At 51.5% G+C, this 17,504-nt stretch carries 15 protein-coding genes and 3 pseudogenes; 5 read left to right on the forward strand and 13 right to left on the reverse strand.

The window, feature by feature from the left end; genetic code table 11:
* The 3 genes from EDD53_RS06380 to EDD53_RS06390 form a co-directional block, all read right to left on the reverse strand.
* A complete protein-coding gene (locus EDD53_RS06380; RefSeq protein WP_123792310.1) occupies positions 1–891 on the reverse strand; it encodes an ABC transporter permease in 891 nt (296 codons plus the stop codon).
* A 9-nt stretch (positions 892–900) separates the two neighbouring features.
* Entirely contained in the window at positions 901–1,842 is a 942-nt protein-coding gene (locus EDD53_RS06385; RefSeq protein ID WP_123792311.1) for an ABC transporter permease, read from the reverse strand.
* An 88-nt stretch (positions 1,843–1,930) separates the two neighbouring features.
* Entirely contained in the window at positions 1,931–3,514 is a 1,584-nt protein-coding gene (locus tag EDD53_RS06390; RefSeq protein ID WP_170162695.1) for an ABC transporter substrate-binding protein, read from the reverse strand.
* Between the two features lie 149 nt (positions 3,515–3,663).
* Between EDD53_RS06390 and EDD53_RS06395 the strand changes: the two genes are divergently transcribed.
* The gene (locus EDD53_RS06395) at positions 3,664–4,698 is read left to right on the forward strand and encodes a LacI family DNA-binding transcriptional regulator (protein WP_123792313.1); all 1,035 of its coding nucleotides are present in this window, start codon (positions 3,664–3,666) and stop codon (positions 4,696–4,698) included.
* Positions 4,699–4,932: 234 nt separating this feature from the next.
* Here the strand turns inward: EDD53_RS06395 and EDD53_RS06400 are convergent, their stop codons facing one another.
* The 5 genes and pseudogenes from EDD53_RS06400 to EDD53_RS06415 form a co-directional block, all read right to left on the reverse strand.
* Complete coding sequence (locus EDD53_RS06400) at positions 4,933–5,085, reverse strand: hypothetical protein (RefSeq protein WP_342772295.1); 153 nt, start codon at positions 5,083–5,085, stop codon at positions 4,933–4,935.
* Between the two features lie 23 nt (positions 5,086–5,108).
* Positions 5,109–5,372: pseudogene (locus EDD53_RS15110) on the reverse strand (IS3 family transposase); the annotation flags it as partial.
* Positions 5,357–5,605: pseudogene (locus EDD53_RS15115) on the reverse strand (transposase); the annotation flags it as partial. The pseudogenes EDD53_RS15110 and EDD53_RS15115, both read right to left, overlap by 16 nt.
* 261 nt (positions 5,606–5,866) lie before the next feature.
* Entirely contained in the window at positions 5,867–6,805 is a 939-nt protein-coding gene (locus tag EDD53_RS06410) for an alpha/beta hydrolase (protein ID WP_123792315.1), read from the reverse strand.
* A gap of 88 nt (positions 6,806–6,893) precedes the next feature.
* Positions 6,894–7,634 (reverse strand): IclR family transcriptional regulator, encoded by a 741-nt coding sequence (locus EDD53_RS06415; RefSeq protein ID WP_123792316.1) that lies wholly within the window; start codon positions 7,632–7,634, stop codon positions 6,894–6,896.
* 236 nt (positions 7,635–7,870) lie between these two features.
* Here EDD53_RS06415 and EDD53_RS06420 point away from each other — a divergent pair, with 236 nt between their 5' ends.
* A complete protein-coding gene (locus EDD53_RS06420) occupies positions 7,871–8,767 on the forward strand; it encodes an IS481 family transposase (RefSeq protein ID WP_123792317.1) in 897 nt (298 codons plus the stop codon).
* A 194-nt stretch (positions 8,768–8,961) separates the two neighbouring features.
* Here EDD53_RS06420 and EDD53_RS06425 read toward each other — a convergent pair whose 3' ends face one another.
* The 3 genes and pseudogenes from EDD53_RS06425 to EDD53_RS06435 form a co-directional block, all read right to left on the reverse strand.
* Entirely contained in the window at positions 8,962–11,727 is a 2,766-nt protein-coding gene (locus EDD53_RS06425) for a UvrD-helicase domain-containing protein (RefSeq protein ID WP_123792424.1), read from the reverse strand.
* Between the two features lie 225 nt (positions 11,728–11,952).
* Positions 11,953–12,258 (reverse strand): hypothetical protein, encoded by a 306-nt coding sequence (locus EDD53_RS06430; RefSeq protein WP_123792318.1) that lies wholly within the window; start codon positions 12,256–12,258, stop codon positions 11,953–11,955.
* A gap of 73 nt (positions 12,259–12,331) precedes the next feature.
* Positions 12,332–13,488, reverse strand: a pseudogene (locus tag EDD53_RS06435) (IS3 family transposase).
* A 90-nt stretch (positions 13,489–13,578) separates the two neighbouring features.
* Here EDD53_RS06435 and EDD53_RS06440 point away from each other — a divergent pair.
* Positions 13,579–13,866: a hypothetical protein gene (locus EDD53_RS06440; protein ID WP_123792319.1), complete on the forward strand. Its 288-nt coding sequence runs from the start codon at positions 13,579–13,581 to the stop codon at positions 13,864–13,866.
* 227 nt (positions 13,867–14,093) lie between these two features.
* On the opposite strand, the gene EDD53_RS06445 is transcribed toward EDD53_RS06440, so the two are convergent.
* Positions 14,094–15,380: a plasmid recombination protein gene (locus tag EDD53_RS06445; protein WP_123792320.1), complete on the reverse strand. Its 1,287-nt coding sequence runs from the start codon at positions 15,378–15,380 to the stop codon at positions 14,094–14,096.
* A 740-nt stretch (positions 15,381–16,120) separates the two neighbouring features.
* The gene (locus EDD53_RS06450) at positions 16,121–16,744 is read right to left on the reverse strand and encodes a TetR/AcrR family transcriptional regulator (RefSeq protein ID WP_123792321.1); all 624 of its coding nucleotides are present in this window, start codon (positions 16,742–16,744) and stop codon (positions 16,121–16,123) included.
* Positions 16,745–16,834: 90 nt separating this feature from the next.
* Between EDD53_RS06450 and EDD53_RS06455 the strand changes: the two genes are divergently transcribed.
* Both EDD53_RS06455 and EDD53_RS06460 read left to right on the forward strand, forming a co-directional pair.
* The gene (locus EDD53_RS06455; protein WP_281277938.1) at positions 16,835–17,125 is read left to right on the forward strand and encodes a DUF3817 domain-containing protein; all 291 of its coding nucleotides are present in this window, start codon (positions 16,835–16,837) and stop codon (positions 17,123–17,125) included.
* On the forward strand, positions 17,106–17,501 hold the full coding sequence (locus tag EDD53_RS06460) for a CopD family protein (protein ID WP_123792323.1): 396 nt from the start codon (positions 17,106–17,108) through the stop codon (positions 17,499–17,501). Before EDD53_RS06455 ends, EDD53_RS06460 begins: the two co-directional genes overlap by 20 nt.
* Positions 17,502–17,504 lie beyond the last annotated feature (3 nt).

Here is a 17,504-nt window from a genome sequence, read left to right on the forward strand (position 1 = left end):
TCAAGACCTCCGACGCGCAACACGGGGGTCTAGGACTTCTCGCAGCCTGTCTCCCAGAATGTTCACAGACAAAACAAGCAACGACAGCATCAAACCCGGAAATCCAATGGCCCAAGGCGCAATTTGAAAAAAGACTCTGCTTTCGGCAATAATGCCCCCCCAGCTTGGAATATTGGGCGGCGTGCCAGCGCCAAGAAAACTTAAGATTGCTTCGGTCATAATGGCAGATGCACAGGTTGCCGTTGCCTGCACAGACAAGGCGCCAACAGTGTTTGGCAGCAAATGACGTAGCAAGATTTTCCATTGCGGTGTGCCCATCGTCACGGCGGCATCAATGAATGGCATTTCTTTAAGCGACACCACAACGCTGCGCACAATCCGCGCCATGCGTGGGATTTCAGGCACGGAAATGGCAATGATAATTGTCAGCAGGCTGGACCCCATCAAAGCCACAAGAGCAATGGCCAGTAACACGTTTGGAATGGCCATAAAGCCGTCCATCAAGCGCATGATGATCTTGTCACCGAAGCTGATAAAGCCTGACACCAATCCAAGAATACAACCGATTATCGTGGTTGCGATGGCAACACTGAAACCGATGATCAGCGAGTTTCTTGTGCCGACCATCGTGCGTTCAAATACATCACGACCAAGATGGTCTGTGCCGAAAAAATGGTCAGCACTTGGCGGTTTCATCCTGTCCAAGGGGTTGATGTCAGAATAGCTGTGGTAAACCATCGGAGCGATAACTGAGATTAAGAGCGCCGCAATCAAAATCAGAACGGCGGATTTTTCGACGCGGCCATCTGTAAATTCACTTAGAAACCGTCGAAAATCCACCATGCGGGATCTTTGAACGTGTTGGCGTGGTACGGTTTGAGACGTATTCATGATGTAACCCTAGTACCGGATCCGTGGATCAAAGAGCACGTAACTCAGATCCACAAGAAGATTGACGACGATCAAAACCACTGAGAAAAAAATCATAGTGCCTTGGACGACGGGGAAATCGCGCTGGGTGATTGCATCGACCACAAGCCGACCAATTCCAGGGATGTTGAAAACGGACTCGGTGACAACGACGCCTGAAATCAGGATCGCGATCCCGACACCTATGACAGTCGAAATCGGCACCCCTGCATTTTTGAGCGCATGGACAAATAGAACTTTTCCTTCGCTCAGCCCTTTTGCACGGGCGGTTCGTGTATAGCCTTCTTGCAAGATCTCGATCATCGCGGCACGCGTGATGCGCGCGACGAGAGCCCAAAACACCAAGGTTATTGTGAATGCGGGAAGTGCAACAGAGCGCAATGTGCCCAAAACACCATCACTCAGGTTGGCGTAGCCTTGCACAGGAAACCACCCCAGTTTGAGCGCAAAGACATACATATTGGCATAGCCGATCAAAAAGGCAGGCACAGAAAACCCAAGCACTGATAGGATCATGATCGAACGATCTGACGTGGAATTGACCTTCCACGCGGCAATCACCCCTGCGGGAACAGCCAGAAAGATTGTCAGTACAATCGTCAAGCTGGTCAGCACCAAGGTTGGTTCCAAACGCGCGGCAATTAATTCAGTGACCGGCCTGTTTGAAAAGATAGAGTTGCCTAGATCAAAGCGCAGGATATCGGAAAACCAATATCCGAATTGCGTCACAAGCGGTTCATCCAAATGCAACCTGTCTCTGATTTGCGCGATTTGCTCAGGCGTGGCGTTTTCACCTGCAATCAGGGCAGCAGGATCGCCTGGGGCAAGATGGCTCAGCAGGAACACAAAAATGGCAACAAACAAAACGATCGGAACTGAAGCCAAAAGTCTACTTGAGATATACTTAAACATAAGTGTCTTCTTTTTCTGTGGGGATTATCGGGGCACGAGATTGTGGACCCAGCCAAATATGAAAACGGCTGGGTCAAAGCGCTTGTGTCTACTCCGCCTTCGAGACACCCCAAAGGTTCGTTGTGACTGTCGCTTGCCGCATCCCTTCAAGGTTCGCAGACCACGCACTGGCCTGAGTGTATTGTCCCATCATAATCACTGAAACAATCTCATAGGCCTCTTGCTGCATGGCCTCTCCGATTGTTTTTTGTTCATCGACCGAAGTGGCATTAATATAATCTTGCTTCAGTCTTTGTAATGTTTCGGAACAGTTCCAGCCGTACCATGCATCATCACAAGCGCCGCTCACATAGACGTTTGTCAGTGGGCTCTGCAGCGCCATGCCATCCCAACCCGTTTGAAAAATATTCCAGCCGCCTTCAGCAATGGGCGCCTTATTTGCACGACGTTGGGCAATGGTTGCCCAATCCGAAACGACATCATCCACCACAAACCCAGCTTCACGAAGACGCTGCGCTGTGACAGAACCGCCAGTGCGTTGATCGCTAACGTCGGTAGCGTGCAGCAAAGTGAGGGGCGTTCCGTCATAGCCGGCCTCAGCAAGCAAAGCCTTCGCAGCCTCGACATCTTGCGACATCTGCCGTTCGCTGTTTGCGTCGTTTTCCAGCGCCGTTCCACACATAAATATCGATGGGCAATAGCTGTACAATTCGTCATATGACCCCAGAATAGCGGTCATGTAATCTTCTTGCCCCAACGCCAACTGCATGGCCTGACGGATCCGCACATCATCGGTTGGCGGCTGCAAAAAGTTCGGGATAATCTGGATGGTCTGACCAAGTGGATTGTGCGGCTGCACCACCACATCGCTTGCCCCGGAAAGAATAGGGATCAGGTCTGGTTGAAACTGCGGGATATAGTCTATTTCACCCGTTGCAAGCGCATTTACGGCAGTGATGTCATCAGGAAAGAACACACGTTCGATCCGATCAACCATTGCAACCTTACCGCCAGCCAAGCCCGAAGGCGCCTCGTCGCGGGGCACATATGCCTCGAATTTCTCGTAGACGGCTTTGACGCCAGGCTGCCAATCGTCCAATATGAACTTAAATGGCCCCGATCCAACAGGATCAGAAATTTGATCATCGACCGCACCACTGGCGATCCGCGCAGGCATGATAAATGGAACATTAGAGGCCGTTTTTCCAAACGCGTCTACAACCAATCCAAAAGGCTCTGTCAGCGACAGGGTGAAGATTTTGTCATCCACCACATCCATCGAAGAAAGTCTGTTTTTGATCTCGACGCCAAACGTATCCTTGTGCATCCAGCGTTCCAGTGACGCCACGACGTCTTGACTGGTGACGGGGGCACCATCATGGAACATTAGCCCATCGCGCAGTGAAAACCTGTAGGCCATTCGATCCTCACTGACTGTCCACGTATCAATCATTTGAGGTTTTATATTGCCCTCAGCATCTTGGGCAAACAATGTATCGTAAATTAGGTATCCGTGATCGCGCACGCCGTAATTGGTTGTCCAAATCGGATCCAACATGTCCAATTTCGACAGTCCCATATAACGTATAGTGGTTTCTGCTTGCGCTGCAGGCGCAACCAACGCCATCCCAACGATGGCCGCGCAAAGGCTCTGCTTAGTATAGAAAAACATCATTTCCTCCCATGTGTTCGCTATCCTCACATAAACAGCTGTCACTGAAAGACATATTAATCTACAAAAATATTCAAAAAAAACCTCATTTGATGTATCATTTACATCAAGATAGAAATATGCCTATCAAATGAACGAAAGGACATAGCGTGAAACACAAACTCACAACGCCTGCGATCAAGCAAATTGCCTTTACTGCAGATGTCAGCACGGCAACTGTTGATCGGGTTTTAAACAAACGTCCTGGCGTTCGTGACAAGACACGGCAAAAAGTCGAAGCCGCAATCGAGATGCTAAATGAAGGTGCCCGCAAAACTGGTCCAATCGATATCACAGACCTACGCGTCGGCTTTGTTCTAAACTCAACAGAAATGCTGAACAAAGCGTATCAAGACCTCGTCCCGCGTTTTGCAGCTCGCTTTGGGCTAAAACACACACCGAAAGTTATGCAGTTCAATTCGGAAAGCGTTCTCGAAGCCGCCAGCGAAATGCGTGATGTTGCGCAAGGACTAGACGGAATCATTTTGGTTGCGCGCACAAGTGCTGCAATGGTCGGGCAAATTAATGAAACTGTTGGCGCAGGAACCGAAGTCGTTTGTGTCACCACCGACTTTCCCGGTTCTCGGCGGCTCGGCTATGTTGGCATGGACCAAGTCGCAGCAGGACGGCTGGCGGCACGCTTGGTCGCCTTAAGGTCAAACAGCGCGGATCAACTGGTTGCGCTGCACATCGGGCGAAACTGGCGCTGTGAGGGCGAGCGCGAGATGGGGTTTCGGTCGACATTGCGTGACTTGAACTTCAAAGGGCGCATTGTAGAGCTGCCGACAATGTCAGGTCGCAACGAAGAAGCACAGGCGCTGCTTAACGGCCTATTGAAACAAGGCCACCACGTCGACGCTGTCTACTCCCCCTCCTCAGGTGTGGTCGGCCTGACGAACGCAATCAAAGACCAAGACCCCGAGAACCGAACGTTCATTATCGGTCACGAACTTTTCAATCCACTTAAAGATCTGCTGCAACGTGACCTTGTTGGGGCGCAGATCGGAACGAATAGTTATGATGTGCTCTCCGAGGGGTTAAAGGTGATAGCCCTGAAACGCGCTGGCCGTTCGGTGCCGTCATCTGTATTTCTTCCCGCTCATATCATCATGAAAGAAAACGTTTCTGAACTCGATTGGTATTAACGTGATTGATACAGGCGAAACAGCTGACATATCTGCACACCCTGATGGCGGCACCTAGACCCCCATTAAGAGAGCCCCAAGCAAAACACCTAGAGCACGCACGCTGTGCATCGCCAACACCCGCACAAAATGAACGGCTTTCCTCCGGTCACCCCCAAACGGCCACACCGTGGAAGCCAAATGAGCGTGTCTGTAAATCTCTTAAGGAATTTACACACAGAATGAAGCGTGCCCCTATCGATAGATGAGTTCTGGCAGCCACATCGACAACGCAGGCACGAAGGTCTGCAAAAGCAACACCGAAACCAACGGAATGAGGAACGGCGCGGTTGCAGTCACACAGCGCTCAAACGGCACGTCCGAAACTTTGGCCAACACATAGAGCACCAAACTGAGGTGTCCCTAGTTTCCTAGACACCTAGCTTGTTCATTTTCCTTTGTTTGATTTCATAGTCAACTGGCGATAACATGCCATTGCTGGTGTGCTTGCGTGTTGGGTTGTAAAACATCTCAATGTAATCGAACACGTCCTGCCTTGCTGCGCCACGTGTCAGATATGTCCGCCGCCTGATCCGTTCTCGCTTTAGGGGGTGGAAGAAGCTCTCAGCAACGGCACTCGTCCATTGTTCTTTAACCAATGGCGGACAATGGCCACGCCCTTTTTTAAGATTGTGCGTTCCTCGGTGACGCGCGCCAGCTCTCGCTTCAACCGCCGGATCTCAGCAGCCTGATCGGCCACCTCTGATCTGGCGCGTGGCGACTTCGCAAACTGCGACTTCCACGTGTACAGCGACTTGGTGCTGATCCCCAGCCGTTCTGCCACCTCGCTGACCGCGTAACCACGCTCAACAACCTGCGCCACGGCGTCCTGCTTAAACTCATCCGTAAACCGTATTCCCTTGTTCATATCAGTCTCTCCTTGGTTCCAAAATTACCAAGCAAACCGTCTACAAATCTAGGGCCACCTCAGTCTCGTTCTTCGTTGGTCATGGAAACCTCCTCCATCCCAAATCAGGAAGTTTTTAGGAAGTGTCCCGCGAGTCCGTACATATCTAAACCATAACCCGTGCAACAACTTGCTTTCACTGATATTCAAGGCGAGACCGTTGCCCCCGCAAGCCTGTGCCATCGATAGGGCTTCAGGTCGCGGGGGCAGGGCTCTTACGATTTACTCGATTGTGGTTACGAAGGTCATGACGGCATCCGACAAAGTTGTGTCGTTGGTGTTGATGGCATAGATTTCGGAAATGTGGCTGTGATCCCTCAGCTGCAAACGTGTCGCACATTTTCCGGCATCACAGAGTTCTTGCTCAAGTAGTGCCGTTTGGGCGCTGAACGTTGGTGGATCAAGCTCCGCATCAACCAGCAAAACCGGCACGTCGCTCTCAATTAGTCCCGCAAGCGAAGAGACCTCTTCAGTGCCCGCCTTGTCGCCGAAATACGCAAGCTCGTTGGAGCTGTTTTCCATCTGCGTGAAGTCAAACAGACCTGAAACAAATACCGCTCCTGCAAGGCCCGATCCCTCGGCTGCGTGATGCTCGGGAAACGCAACGTAAGAGGCGACGTGGACTGCGCCAGCCGAGTGGCCCATCAACACAATCCGGTCGGGATCGCCGCCGTAATCTGCGATATTCTGGATCACCCAGTCGATGGCTTGACCGACGCTGCGCGGACCGGCGGGCCATTGGTGTTCAGGCGCCAGCGGATAGGTCATGTTTACGCCAATGGCCTCGTTGCGGGCGGCCATCAGCATGATATTGTCCAGAAATGGCGATCCAGGAGTGTATTTATTGCCGGCTTGGAAGGCACCGCCGTGGACAAAGACCAGAACAGGTAGATTTTCCGCGCCGTCCGTCGTGAACACATCCAGTAGGTTGCGTTCATGGGGGCCGTAGGCCACGTCACGCGTGATCGAGACATCCGTATAGGGTTCGGATTCGTGAAGGGGTTTGTAAATCTCCATGACCGGAGGCGGTGCGATCGTGCGCCCCATCGCACGGATCTGTTCTGCGATTTCTGAGGCCATTTGTGCCGAAGCATTCTGTGCGCCCAGCATCAGGACCGTCACAACACCGAAAGCGCGACAAGTTGTTGAAAGTAATTTCATTCTTCTCTCCCTTATTTGACCCGTAGGTCTTGCATTGCAGGCTTATAGCGCCCGCAAATTTCGTGCGGCCCGTCTTGGCCAAGCGCCGTCACGCGGGTGCTGTGCGGCGCGTTCCGGTCGCAATATCTGTGAGATTTTCTGCTGCCGCGAAGAGCGCGGGAAGGGTCGTCGAAACCATGTCGTCGGTGAAACGGCCCACCATACCAAAGGCGCTGAGGGTCAGGATGGTTTCCCCGCCCCCTGACAGGACCGGAACCGACACAGCACCAACGCAAGTTTCGTTTTCACCGCGGTTGCGGGCGTAGCCATCTCTGCGAACCTGGTCGAGATTCAGCGCATCCAGCGTTCCTGGATCGTCTACCCAGTCAGTCAATTCGGGCGACGTCATACTGGCCAGCCACAGTTTTCCCTGGGCCGTCACTGTCATGGGTAAAACCGTCCCGATGTTCATCGTCACAGAAAAGGGCCGATCCGAGGCCTCGACAGCAACGCAGGTCGGGCCTTTGCGGCTGAGGCGACAGATCATCACGGATTCGTTCAGGGTTGCGGCTAGGTCTGCGATGACGGGGCGCGCCTGCGTGATCAGCTGGTCGCTCTGTTCTGCCAGAGCACCTAGTTTCTGTAGGGACGGACCCAATGAAAAGTAGCCGCGACGGTAACAGACCAACGCGCCGGCCTCTTCAAGCGTCAACAACAGCCGATGCGCCGTTGCATGGTTAAGGCCAAGGTCGGCCGCGACGTTTGTGGCGGAAATTTCGGATCGTTTTGACGTTAAAAGGCCGAGTATCGCAAAGCCTTTTAGAAGCGAACCGTTCAGAGGGGTGGTCATGGCCGTTCTCTTTTCACTTAATTCTAGGCAACAGGGGAAATGCAGATCGAAGAGTGGCCACAGCTTTCGAATCAGTCAAGATAGTCATCTCAATAATTAAGATTTGTGAAGTGGACGAACAGCGCGGCGCAGCGTCAAATCTGCGCTTGTGCAAAATTTTTAGGGCTGGTGTAGATATGTACGGCCTCTCGGGACACTTCCTGTAAATTACCCAATTTTGGGTGGAGGAAGTTTTTATGACGAACGAAGAACGTGACATTCAACGCAAGCTGAGAGTGCTCCAGCATGCTGAGAAGATCGGCAATGTACGCAAAGCATGCCGGTATTTTGGGATTGGGAGCTCCAGCTTTTATAGATGGCGGGATGCCTATCAAAAGCATGGGGAGGCTGGCTTGAAGAATGCCAAATCAATTCCGAAGAACCCGGCCAATCAAACACCTGCTGAAATCGTCGAGAAGGTTCTGTATCTGCGCCGCAAGTATCACTTGGGGCCCATAAGGATCGTCTGGTATTTGGCACGTTACCACGGCATCAAAATCTCAGATGCCGGGGTCTACCGTATCCTCAGACGCAACGGTCTTAACCGGTTGCCCAGAGGCACACGAATGCGCAAGCTGCATACCAAGCGATATCAGAAGCAGGTTCCAGGTCACCACATCCAAGTAGACGTCAAGTTCTTGACCTTCAAAGGAAAATGCGGCGAAAAGGTCCGCCGGTTCCAATACACCGCGATCGACGATGCAACCAGAGTTCGCGCCCTCAAGGTCTACGATAAACATACGCAGGCAAACGCCATCGACTTCATTGACCACATCATCGAAAAGTTCCCGTTTCGCATTCGCGAAGTGCGCACGGATAATGGCCACGAGTTTCAGGCCAAGTTCCATTGGCATGTCGAAGATCTCGGGATCAGGCACGCCTACATCAAACGCGGCACACCGCAATTGAACGGCAAAGTCGAGCGATCCCACCGTTCCGATCAACAAGAGTTCTATCAACTTCTCAGCTACAAAGGTGACGTCGATCTGGAGGCTAAACTCGACGAATGGGAACGGTTCTACAACTTCGCCAGGCCGCACGGTGCCCACAACGGACAAACCCCTTATGAGGCGCTCAGAGACAAGCTACAGTAACCCCACAAGTGTCCCGCGGGTCCGTCTAGGTTACACCCATATTGGGTCGCTCATTAATGTAAGTCCAGAGTCATTCTGTTTCTTGATCTTGTGCCTTCTCGATGGTTTCAAAGAAGTATTAGCTTAACCATTCGCTTCAAACAGTGAGCTAGCCACCCCACGAAAGTAGGTGTTCTAACAAAACTCTCGTTTTTTCAAACTTTAGCTTTTCCGTTGCATCGCGGGAATTTCACGCAGCTCATAAACTTCCCATACCGCCCTCTGCGCTCAACCAGCCAGCCATCAGCGCAACTTGGACAGGGACGATAAATCTCCCCGCAGGAACATGTTGCATCACCTTTGTCAGACTTTCTGGCCGGAAGTCCTGTGTCGCATGCTGCGCAAGCGGGAAGCGTGTTGCCGCAGAGCTCTGTGTGTTCACAACGAAAAAACGCGCCCCCTTTCTTTTTCGGTACCGAAAATAGGCTCCCCTGGCATTCGCCACACGTATGTACTTCCGCATCGCGGCCCACCTCTGAACTCAGCTCATAGGCGTCGTCATCGATGAGTTCCTTGACGAAGGAAGATTGTCGGGCCGAAGTTCCCATGATTGTCAGGCTTTTTCGCGCGCGTGTCATCGCGACATACATCACACGCCTTTCTTCGGCATGCTCAAAAGGTTCAGCTTCAGGCGAGACCATCGTCAGGAGTGGATCGTCTACAATTTCAGATGGAAATCCAATGCGCCCGCTGAAGACTTGGAGCAGAACGACATGATCTGCCTCAAGCCCTTTGGAGGCATGGATCGTTTTGAAATTGATCTCCAAATCCGGATAGCTTGAGGACAACCTGCGCAGCCCCTCTGGCGCAGAGTGCCTGTAGCGGCCCAATAAAAGAACGGAACTGCGCTTATTCGCATTTTTGGCTTTTACGTTTAGATCATTCAGCACGGCTTTGAGCTTAACGTCTTCGTCGTGTTTAAATGTCGATACGATAGAGATCGCAGGCCCATCCGCGATCCCTGCTGGGATGACGGTTTTCGCAAGCTGTGTTGGGTTCTGTAAAACGAAATATCGTGCGGCAAAGGCGATCTTATCAACCGACCTAAACGTACGTCCGAGATCGACCGTGCGATGGACATCATTCGCGCCATTGAACTCTCCTCCGAACTCTTGGCCAAAGTTCCGCATCAAATGGATGTCGGAACCAGCAAAACGATAGATGGATTGCCAATCATCACCGACTGCGAAAAGGCGTGCATCATGGTGTTGCGAGAGCAGCGCTTTCACGAGACGCGCGCGGCTTCTTGAAATATCTTGGAACTCGTCGACGAGCACATGCTTGTAGGGGCTTTTGAAACGCCCAGTCTCAACGTATTTGGCGGCTCGCAACACCATGTCTTCGAAATCTATGCGTGTGTCGAGACTGTCTTCGTAAGCCCGAAATACCGGTGCGAAAACGGCGAGAAATGCGGATGCTCGTTTGCCAAGCTTGGCTTTCTTTGCCTTCACATTACAATCCGCCAACCTGTACCCACCGCTTTTGAAATTGCGCAAGAAGTTGGCAAGGAGTTGCACGAAGCTGTCGATCTGGTTCATCTCGACAACGCGGTCAAAAAGATCTTCTCGGGCGCGAGGTTTCAATTCCTCATACGGTTCGATCTTTTGGGCAAGAACTTCGAGAAGACGATCTTCAACACGGTCATAACTGAAGGTTTCTAATAAAACCGTATCGTTGTCTTTATGGACTTGACGCTTCCAGGCCATACCTTCGAGATATTCATCCTGATCGACCCACGGTGCCGTCACAAGGGTCACGTTTCCATCTCGGCCGCGTTTTTTTCTGACCCCAAAATGTTCAAGATAAACCCCACTTTCAGTCAGTCGAAAATCAGGACAATAGTTCTTTTTCGTTGGGTCTGAGGTGGCAAACTCATAGTCAGGTTCGTATTCGTATTCGACGCCATTCTCGTACAGCCAGTTGGCGATCATCAGCTCTTCGAAACTTTTGACTTTTTCACCTTGAAGCGTCCGAAGGTCTTCTTTTTCGAGGTATGTGTAGAAGTCGTGCTTTTGCTTGAAATCCCATTCAGATTTTTCTTCCAAACGAGCTGATTTAAACCAATCGATAATTGCTTTTGATGCCTCAGGAACTGTCTTGGCAATGTGTATGAGGATATCACGGATGAGCACGAGAAAGGCTTTGTCGTCAGTCGCATGTGCGGCCAAGGCAGGTTTGCCGCCTTCGACCAAGCCGATGATATCGTATGCCAGAGCATGAAACGTTCGCGCTTCAACCGGCTCACCGCAGCGTTCTTGTATTCTGTCTGACATCTCGGCTGCAGCATCACGTGCAAAGGCAAGAAGAAGCACTTCCTCTGGTTTGCGAATACCGGACTTGAGGAGGTAACCAGCTTTCGCGGTGATGACACTCGTTTTGCCTGATCCAGCGCCCGCCAAAACCAAAGTTGCGTCCTCGTCAGCAACGATAGAAAGGCGTTGCTCTGGCGTCAGCGGGTTTTGTTCGAAGGTGTCGAAGAAGTCGGCCCAGAGCGCGAGTTGCGCAGTTTCAAATTTCAAAATCGCTGTGTTTCTCACCTTTGCGGGGGTTGCGAAAAAGCTGCGAATTTCACTTATAGTCTCGAGACGATCCTGACCAATGGCAGCAACATTGAGTTTCGAAAGAATTTCTTTTTCAAGAATTTCTGCTTTTCGCAAAAGTGGCTGAACATAACAGGCAGAAGGATACCGTGTCGGTGACTTCAGGTCGGTGAGTGCAGAAAGGAGGCTTTTGATATCATCCGCGTGAGCTTCAAGCTGTTGGATGTTGAAGTCGCGCCAAGCTTTTTCGATCTTTGCAGCATCTCGTTCAAGGTATACTTTGTTTGCTCCGCGCACGCGCAATGGTAGGGGTAAGGACGCTATGCTCAAAGAAAGCTCGTTTCCCAACCAACTTTCATGGATTTCGGGTGCTGAGCGCATTTCGGCAAGAGATACCGATTGTGACAGACCTTTCGCGGAGATGCGAAAATCATCAAACAAAAGCGAGGAGACATTGCCGCGCCATTTGTCATAAATGGAGAACAGGAATTGGTTTGAAGATATATGCATTGGCTCAAATCATTTGAAATACACGTTGGCGTACCAAACGAAATGCGTTGAGGCCAGTAAAAGCCACGAAGTGTAGCTGCCAATGCCTACAGTTACTCACCGCCCCGCCCAAGACTGCATCTGTTGCAAAACGTGTTGCGCAGCAGAACTTCGGGCGTCCTGATCTTCGATTACAACAGCTTTGAGAAACTGCGCCCTCAGCTGAGGGCCTTTTTCTATTTTGGACGCCACAAAGCTCAGAGCTTCATTCAGTTCATCTGTGCGCACGTCGATTTCGGTGCAGGTCTCGGCTGCATTTACGATCACTTTCAGCGCTGTCTCCAATTCAGAAACGCGCAGAATTTCTTCTGTCCAGCTGCCGCCAAAAGCGACATTTTTCAATTGTGTTTTCAAATCGGCCATGAGAACAAATGTAGAACATTAAGCGGTTTTTGGAAGATACAGGATTTAGGCTATGTGAGGTGCCCCTAGTTTCCTAGACACCTGCCCCGTTCATTTTCCTTTGTTTGATTTCATAGTCAACCGGCGACAGCATGCCATTGTTGGTGTGCTTGCGTGTTGGGTTGTAAAACATCTCGATGTAATCGAACACGTCCTGCCTTGCTGCGTCGCGTGTCAGATATGTTCGTCGCCTGATCCGTTCTCGTTTTAGGAGCTGAAAGAAGCTCTCAACAACGGCGTTGTCATGGCAATTTCCACGACGGCTCATGCTGGCGACCAAGTTGTGTTTGCTAAGGAACGATTGCCACTCCCCACCGGTAAATTGGGAACCTTGGTCGGAGTGGATCGTGACCTTTTGCTTCGGTTTGCGTCGCCAAACAGCAGCCAATAATGCCTGTAGAGCAAGGTCAGTTGTCATGCGCGATTGCATGGACCATCCAACAACCCGCCTTGAGAACAGGTCAATCACGACGGCCAGATACGACCAACCTTCGTGCGTTCTGATGTAAGTTATGTCGGTCACCCAGACCCGATCAGGCGCATCGACCTCAAATTGACGATCCAGCGTATTGTCAGCGACCACAGCAGGCTTGCCACCATATCGACCAGGGCGGCGTTTGTAGCCGATCTGTGCTGCGATGCCCGCGATACTAGCCAAACGTGCCACACGGTTCTCTGAGCAGGTCTCACCTGCATCCCGAAGGTCATCCGCTAACTTGCGATAGCCATAAACCTTGCCGCTGTCGGCCCATGCTCGCTGGATGAGCTCAGTCTGACGTGCATCTTCGAGCGCACGGGCACTCAACGGTTCTTTAAGCCATGGATAGAACCCGCTAAAATGAACCATCAGCACCCGACACATTGAGCGCACTGAAAACTCTGCGCGGTGAGCCTCGATAAACGCGTACCTCACTGAGACTCTCGCGCGAAGTACGCGGTCGCCTTTTTTAAGATTGTGCGTTCCTCGGTGACGCGCGCCAGCTCTCGCTTCAACCGTCGGATCTCAGCGGCCTGATCGGCCACCTCGGATCTGACACGTGGCGACTTCGCCCACCGGGCCTTCCAAGTGTACAGCGATTTGGTGCTGATACCCAGCCGCTCAACTACTTCACTGACAGCATATCAACGCTCAACAACATGCGCCAAAGCGTCCTGTTTGAACTCGTCTGTAAACCGTATTCCCTTGTTCATATCCGTCTCTCCTTGGTTCCAAAATTACCAAGCAAACCGTCTACAAATCTAGGGCCACCTCACAAAGGGTCTTCACACACAGCTCAACCCTTGGCCGATAAAGTGGCATTTGTGTTTGATGGCGTGTCAATCGCTTATTGGAAGTTTTGGCTGGAAGAGTGGTTTCCTGCGCGGTTACAGGGATGTGGTTCAAATTTTGCCGTGGCCACATGCTGTTCGGCTGATGATCTTGAAAAAATTTCGAATGCTGTAGGCAGTGACCTCTATTTAGTAGTGAGACTAAAAGTTTCTGGCCAACGGTTTACTTCTAGCAAAATCCAACAGGGAGAGTACTTTGCAACAAAAAAGATCTATGAGCGGCAAGCGCAAAAAAAATGAGACGCCTACCGCAACATTGACCTGCGTCGGCTTTAGGGAAGCTGCGTTGCGGCAATGCTCAATAGGATGAACGTCAGCTTTGGGCCGTTCTCTCCAATTCCTCACTACATGAGCATTTCCTTGGTTGCCGACAAAAAATAATTTTTGTCTATAACCGTCCGGTCGAAAGCTCAGCTTGAATCCTTGGCACCCAAACATTCATGCTCGGCTGTTCCTCAGACGACACCCTAAAACGCCTGACCATCGTCCAAGCCGCGCTCTAGCTCTTCTCCTTCGGCGCGCGCATCGTCAGATAAATCTTGGCGCTTCAAGAAGCCCTTGAGAGCCGCAGACAAACGATTCAAGCGGTTCTCTTTGCGGACCAAGCGCTCTTGGCACCACAGCAAGCGCCGGGCCAAACGGAACAGGCGTTTGCGAATGCCTGCTGGTGCGGCAAGAACAGGGCTGGCATCTTTCATTTGGATTTTACCAGCATCATTTTGTTGAAGAGTTCCTTGCTCCAATTCTTCCGCAACGGCCTCAATTGCAACGAGGCTGGCCTTGGCGTCCTCCATCTTTTCGCGGGCACTTACCTCGTGCTCCTGGACTTCGGCTTCGCGGTTTTTGAGCGCATGCCGTGCTTTTTCAAGCTTAGTCATCATATCAAGCTGCCGGCGCTGGATTTCAGACTGCTCTGCCTCTTTCTTGGCCAAACGCCCCTCGTATGTTTTCAGCCGCTTCGCTTCCTTCTCATTGAGCTTGCCCTTGTCATACAGCCTTTGAAGGTGACCTTGGGTTTTCGTCATTGATGCATCCAGTTGGCGCTTTTCCTCTTCGAGCTTTTTCAAGTCTCCTTGTCGCGCGGCGATCTCATCCGGCAAATCTTTGTGCAGCTTCTTGACGGACCTGTTGAGCGTTTCAGCATAGTCAGCACCCACCTCGATCCGGTGGAATTTCTTATGCCCGCGCTCAATTCCCGGGCAGCGCTGTCCCAAAACATCAGCGGTCATGTCTTGAAGTTCAGACATGACCTGGAATGTCGCAACCTTACTGACCGGCACGCCATCATCATTATAGGCACGAAGCTCAAAATGGGCGTGTAAGCTGGTTTCATCCAAATGCACGACCATTGCTTCAATACGCGTGCCGAGCTTCTTCGCGATCTGTGACACCAACTCTTGTAACGCGGCATCTTGCTCCTCAGACGACAGCGTAGCGAACAAGTCTGCCGCCTTATGACCAAAGGTTGCAATGCCAGCCGTCACAACTGCAGCATCCGATTTCATCGCCCTCTGTGCCCCATTGGAGCGACGCAACCTTTCGATTTCTTTCTTAATTTCAGGCAACGGTCTTGGCTCAATGAGAATTCGGTTCAGGCAAGTCCGTTCTTGATCCACATAGTTGGGCTGCTGGCCGATCCGGAAATCGTGTCGACGTTGACCATAAGCACGTTTCAACGAGCGCGCTTTAAGACGCACCGAAGCAGCCCTTGGATTTGAATTTGCGAGGCGGGATTTTGAGGTCATGTCATTCATGACGTTAGGGTCGAGCCGAACTGTGAAAGTGCGAAGCACTCTGTCTGTTCGAGGGAATCATTGATGTGGATAAACCCGGTCCATTGTGTCCATCGCAGAGCAGCGGAACCCAACCATGCCTAAACCCGGTCCATTGTGTCCATCGCAGAGCAGCGGAACCCAACCATGCCTAAACCCCATGACCGACACCTAGTGGTTCACAAAACTAAGAGTACCTAACTAAAATCCGACACTGCGCTTGAACCTACTAGCCATAAAATTTCTGCGAAATTCTTTATGGCTCTCCGGCGAAGAGGCGCGTTGCCCTCTTTCAAAACTCCAAACGAAGGGCAGCTGCGCCACCTTTCGAAACCCAAGCCATCAGTTGTTCATTACTTATTTGACCGGTTTTCTTGATATTTGAGATTAGCTCGAGGCTATGAAACCGTTGTTTCGAAATTCGTCTCGAGTGCAGCGAACGGCCCACAGCCGCCGTTCACGATAATCTCAAATGCTGCGATGCAGTCGCCAAAGCGGACATTGATGCGTTGCCGCAGCATTATTAGGGCGATAAGGTCCGTTGTGTGGGCGAAGCCGCGGTTCGTAAAATTTGGCCCAATGTCTGCTTTCGGGTTGAACCGTTAAACAGGCTGTCGTTTTCGGGACGTTTATACAAGAGTAGAGGGTGGGGCACCCGAACCAATAATTACGTATGCCACGCGATTTATTTTGTATCTTCTTTGTGCTGTCAAACACGCCTTCTAATGCCGAACCGGTAGCCCGTGCGCTAAGGCTGTCGCGAACCCATTGAAGAGGGCGTCAATTTCCGATTCCGAGCGATCCCCGATCATCGCGCCGAAAAAATTCACCGAGAACGAAACATGCATAATCGTTGCAAACAGTAAGTCGATATCCATATCTGATGCGACTTTGCCGGCATCCTGCAGCAGTTTGATACGAGAGTGAAAGTTTGCGTCCACTTGGCCATCCAAATGCGCGCCTGCCGTTTTGCGGAACTCGGTATCGATGGCAGCGCGACTGACGATCAGCCTCACAATCTCTTCATCCTTCAGGTCGTCGTGTAGCTTGGTATGAAGGTAGCAGTGTATCTCATCTCTCAATGTATCTTGCGGTGGGTAGGACAATCCGCCCTCTCGGCGGGCCGCTACGAACTGATCCGTCAGAGCAGTCAGCAAGCCTTCCTTGCCGCCGAAATACCGACTGATCAGTGATAGGTTTGCCTGTGCCAGCTCTGCAATCTCGCGAAGCCCAGCCGCATCATATCCGCGCCGCGCGAAGATGGTGCGGGCCGCATTGAGAATGCGCGCCTCGGTTGCGGCGCGGTCTTTTACGGCACTAAATTTTTTCGTTGACTTGGCTTTCATGTGAACAGGTGTTTACACGCATAACGGCCTACCGTAAAGTAAACAAACGTTTACACTAAATGAGTCGGAGTATTCTTCATGATTGGCCTCATGCGAGCCGCAACTTTCGAGGCTCTGACGCTCCTCGCCATGTTTTGCGTGGCGATGCCACTGAAATATCTAGCAGATGTGCCACAACTGGTTTCTGCCATGGGACCGATACACGGTTGCGCTTTCATGATTTGCCTATGGTTCACGATCCGATCTTGGGCAGAAGGCCTGATTGACGGGAGAGGTGCAGCACGCCTTTTTGTTGGCGCGTTTATCCCTTTCGGTGGCTTAATCAACAAACGCTGGCTGCACCAAAAAATGAAAGAAAATAATGTTTTACGATCTCATTAAAGCTGCACATCTGATTGCTCTCTTCGTTTGGGTCAGCGGGATGGTCGCGGTTGCTCTGGCACTGCGATACCCAGCCTTGATCCACATGAAATCGTTGAAAACCTACGACCGATCAGTGACAACACCGGCGATGATCCTCGCTCTAGTTTTCGGCATATCGCTAGGGGTATTGGGCGGATGGTTTACTTCAGCGTGGCTGCTACTGAAACTTGTGCTCGTGCTCGGTCTCTCTGGGCTGCATGGCGCTCTGGTCGGTAATTTGCGCCGTGCGATCTTGAACAACGCGAAGGACATGAAGCCCAACGGAAAGATATTTCTGCTTGGTGGGCCGACCCTTCTGGCACTGATCATCCTGCTCGTGGTGATCAAGCCATGATGT

The organism is Pacificibacter maritimus, from assembly GCF_003814915.1.
Taxonomy (GTDB): domain Bacteria; phylum Pseudomonadota; class Alphaproteobacteria; order Rhodobacterales; family Rhodobacteraceae; genus Celeribacter; species Celeribacter maritimus.

Excerpts from the sequence above, each read along its gene's own strand:
- EDD53_RS06380 (WP_123792310.1), bottom strand. The coding sequence starts at position 891 with ATGAATACGTCTCAAACCGTACCACGCCAACACGTTCAAAGATCCCGC.
- EDD53_RS06385 (WP_123792311.1), bottom strand. The coding sequence starts at position 1,842 with ATGTTTAAGTATATCTCAAGTAGACTTTTGGCTTCAGTTCCGATCGTT.
- EDD53_RS06390 (WP_170162695.1), bottom strand. The coding sequence starts at position 3,514 with ATGTTTTTCTATACTAAGCAGAGCCTTTGCGCGGCCATCGTTGGGATG.
- EDD53_RS06410 (WP_123792315.1), bottom strand. The coding sequence starts at position 6,805 with ATGAAATTACTTTCAACAACTTGTCGCGCTTTCGGTGTTGTGACGGTC.
- EDD53_RS06415 (WP_123792316.1), bottom strand. The coding sequence starts at position 7,634 with ATGACCACCCCTCTGAACGGTTCGCTTCTAAAAGGCTTTGCGATACTC.
- EDD53_RS06420 (WP_123792317.1), top strand. The coding sequence starts at position 7,871 with ATGACGAACGAAGAACGTGACATTCAACGCAAGCTGAGAGTGCTCCAG.
- EDD53_RS06425 (WP_123792424.1), bottom strand. The coding sequence starts at position 11,727 with ATGCGCTCAGCACCCGAAATCCATGAAAGTTGGTTGGGAAACGAGCTT.
- EDD53_RS06430 (WP_123792318.1), bottom strand. The coding sequence starts at position 12,258 with ATGGCCGATTTGAAAACACAATTGAAAAATGTCGCTTTTGGCGGCAGC.
- EDD53_RS06445 (WP_123792320.1), bottom strand. The coding sequence starts at position 15,380 with ATGAATGACATGACCTCAAAATCCCGCCTCGCAAATTCAAATCCAAGG.
- EDD53_RS06450 (WP_123792321.1), bottom strand. The coding sequence starts at position 16,744 with ATGAAAGCCAAGTCAACGAAAAAATTTAGTGCCGTAAAAGACCGCGCC.
- EDD53_RS06455 (WP_281277938.1), top strand. The coding sequence starts at position 16,835 with ATGCGAGCCGCAACTTTCGAGGCTCTGACGCTCCTCGCCATGTTTTGC.
- EDD53_RS06460 (WP_123792323.1), top strand. The coding sequence starts at position 17,106 with ATGTTTTACGATCTCATTAAAGCTGCACATCTGATTGCTCTCTTCGTT.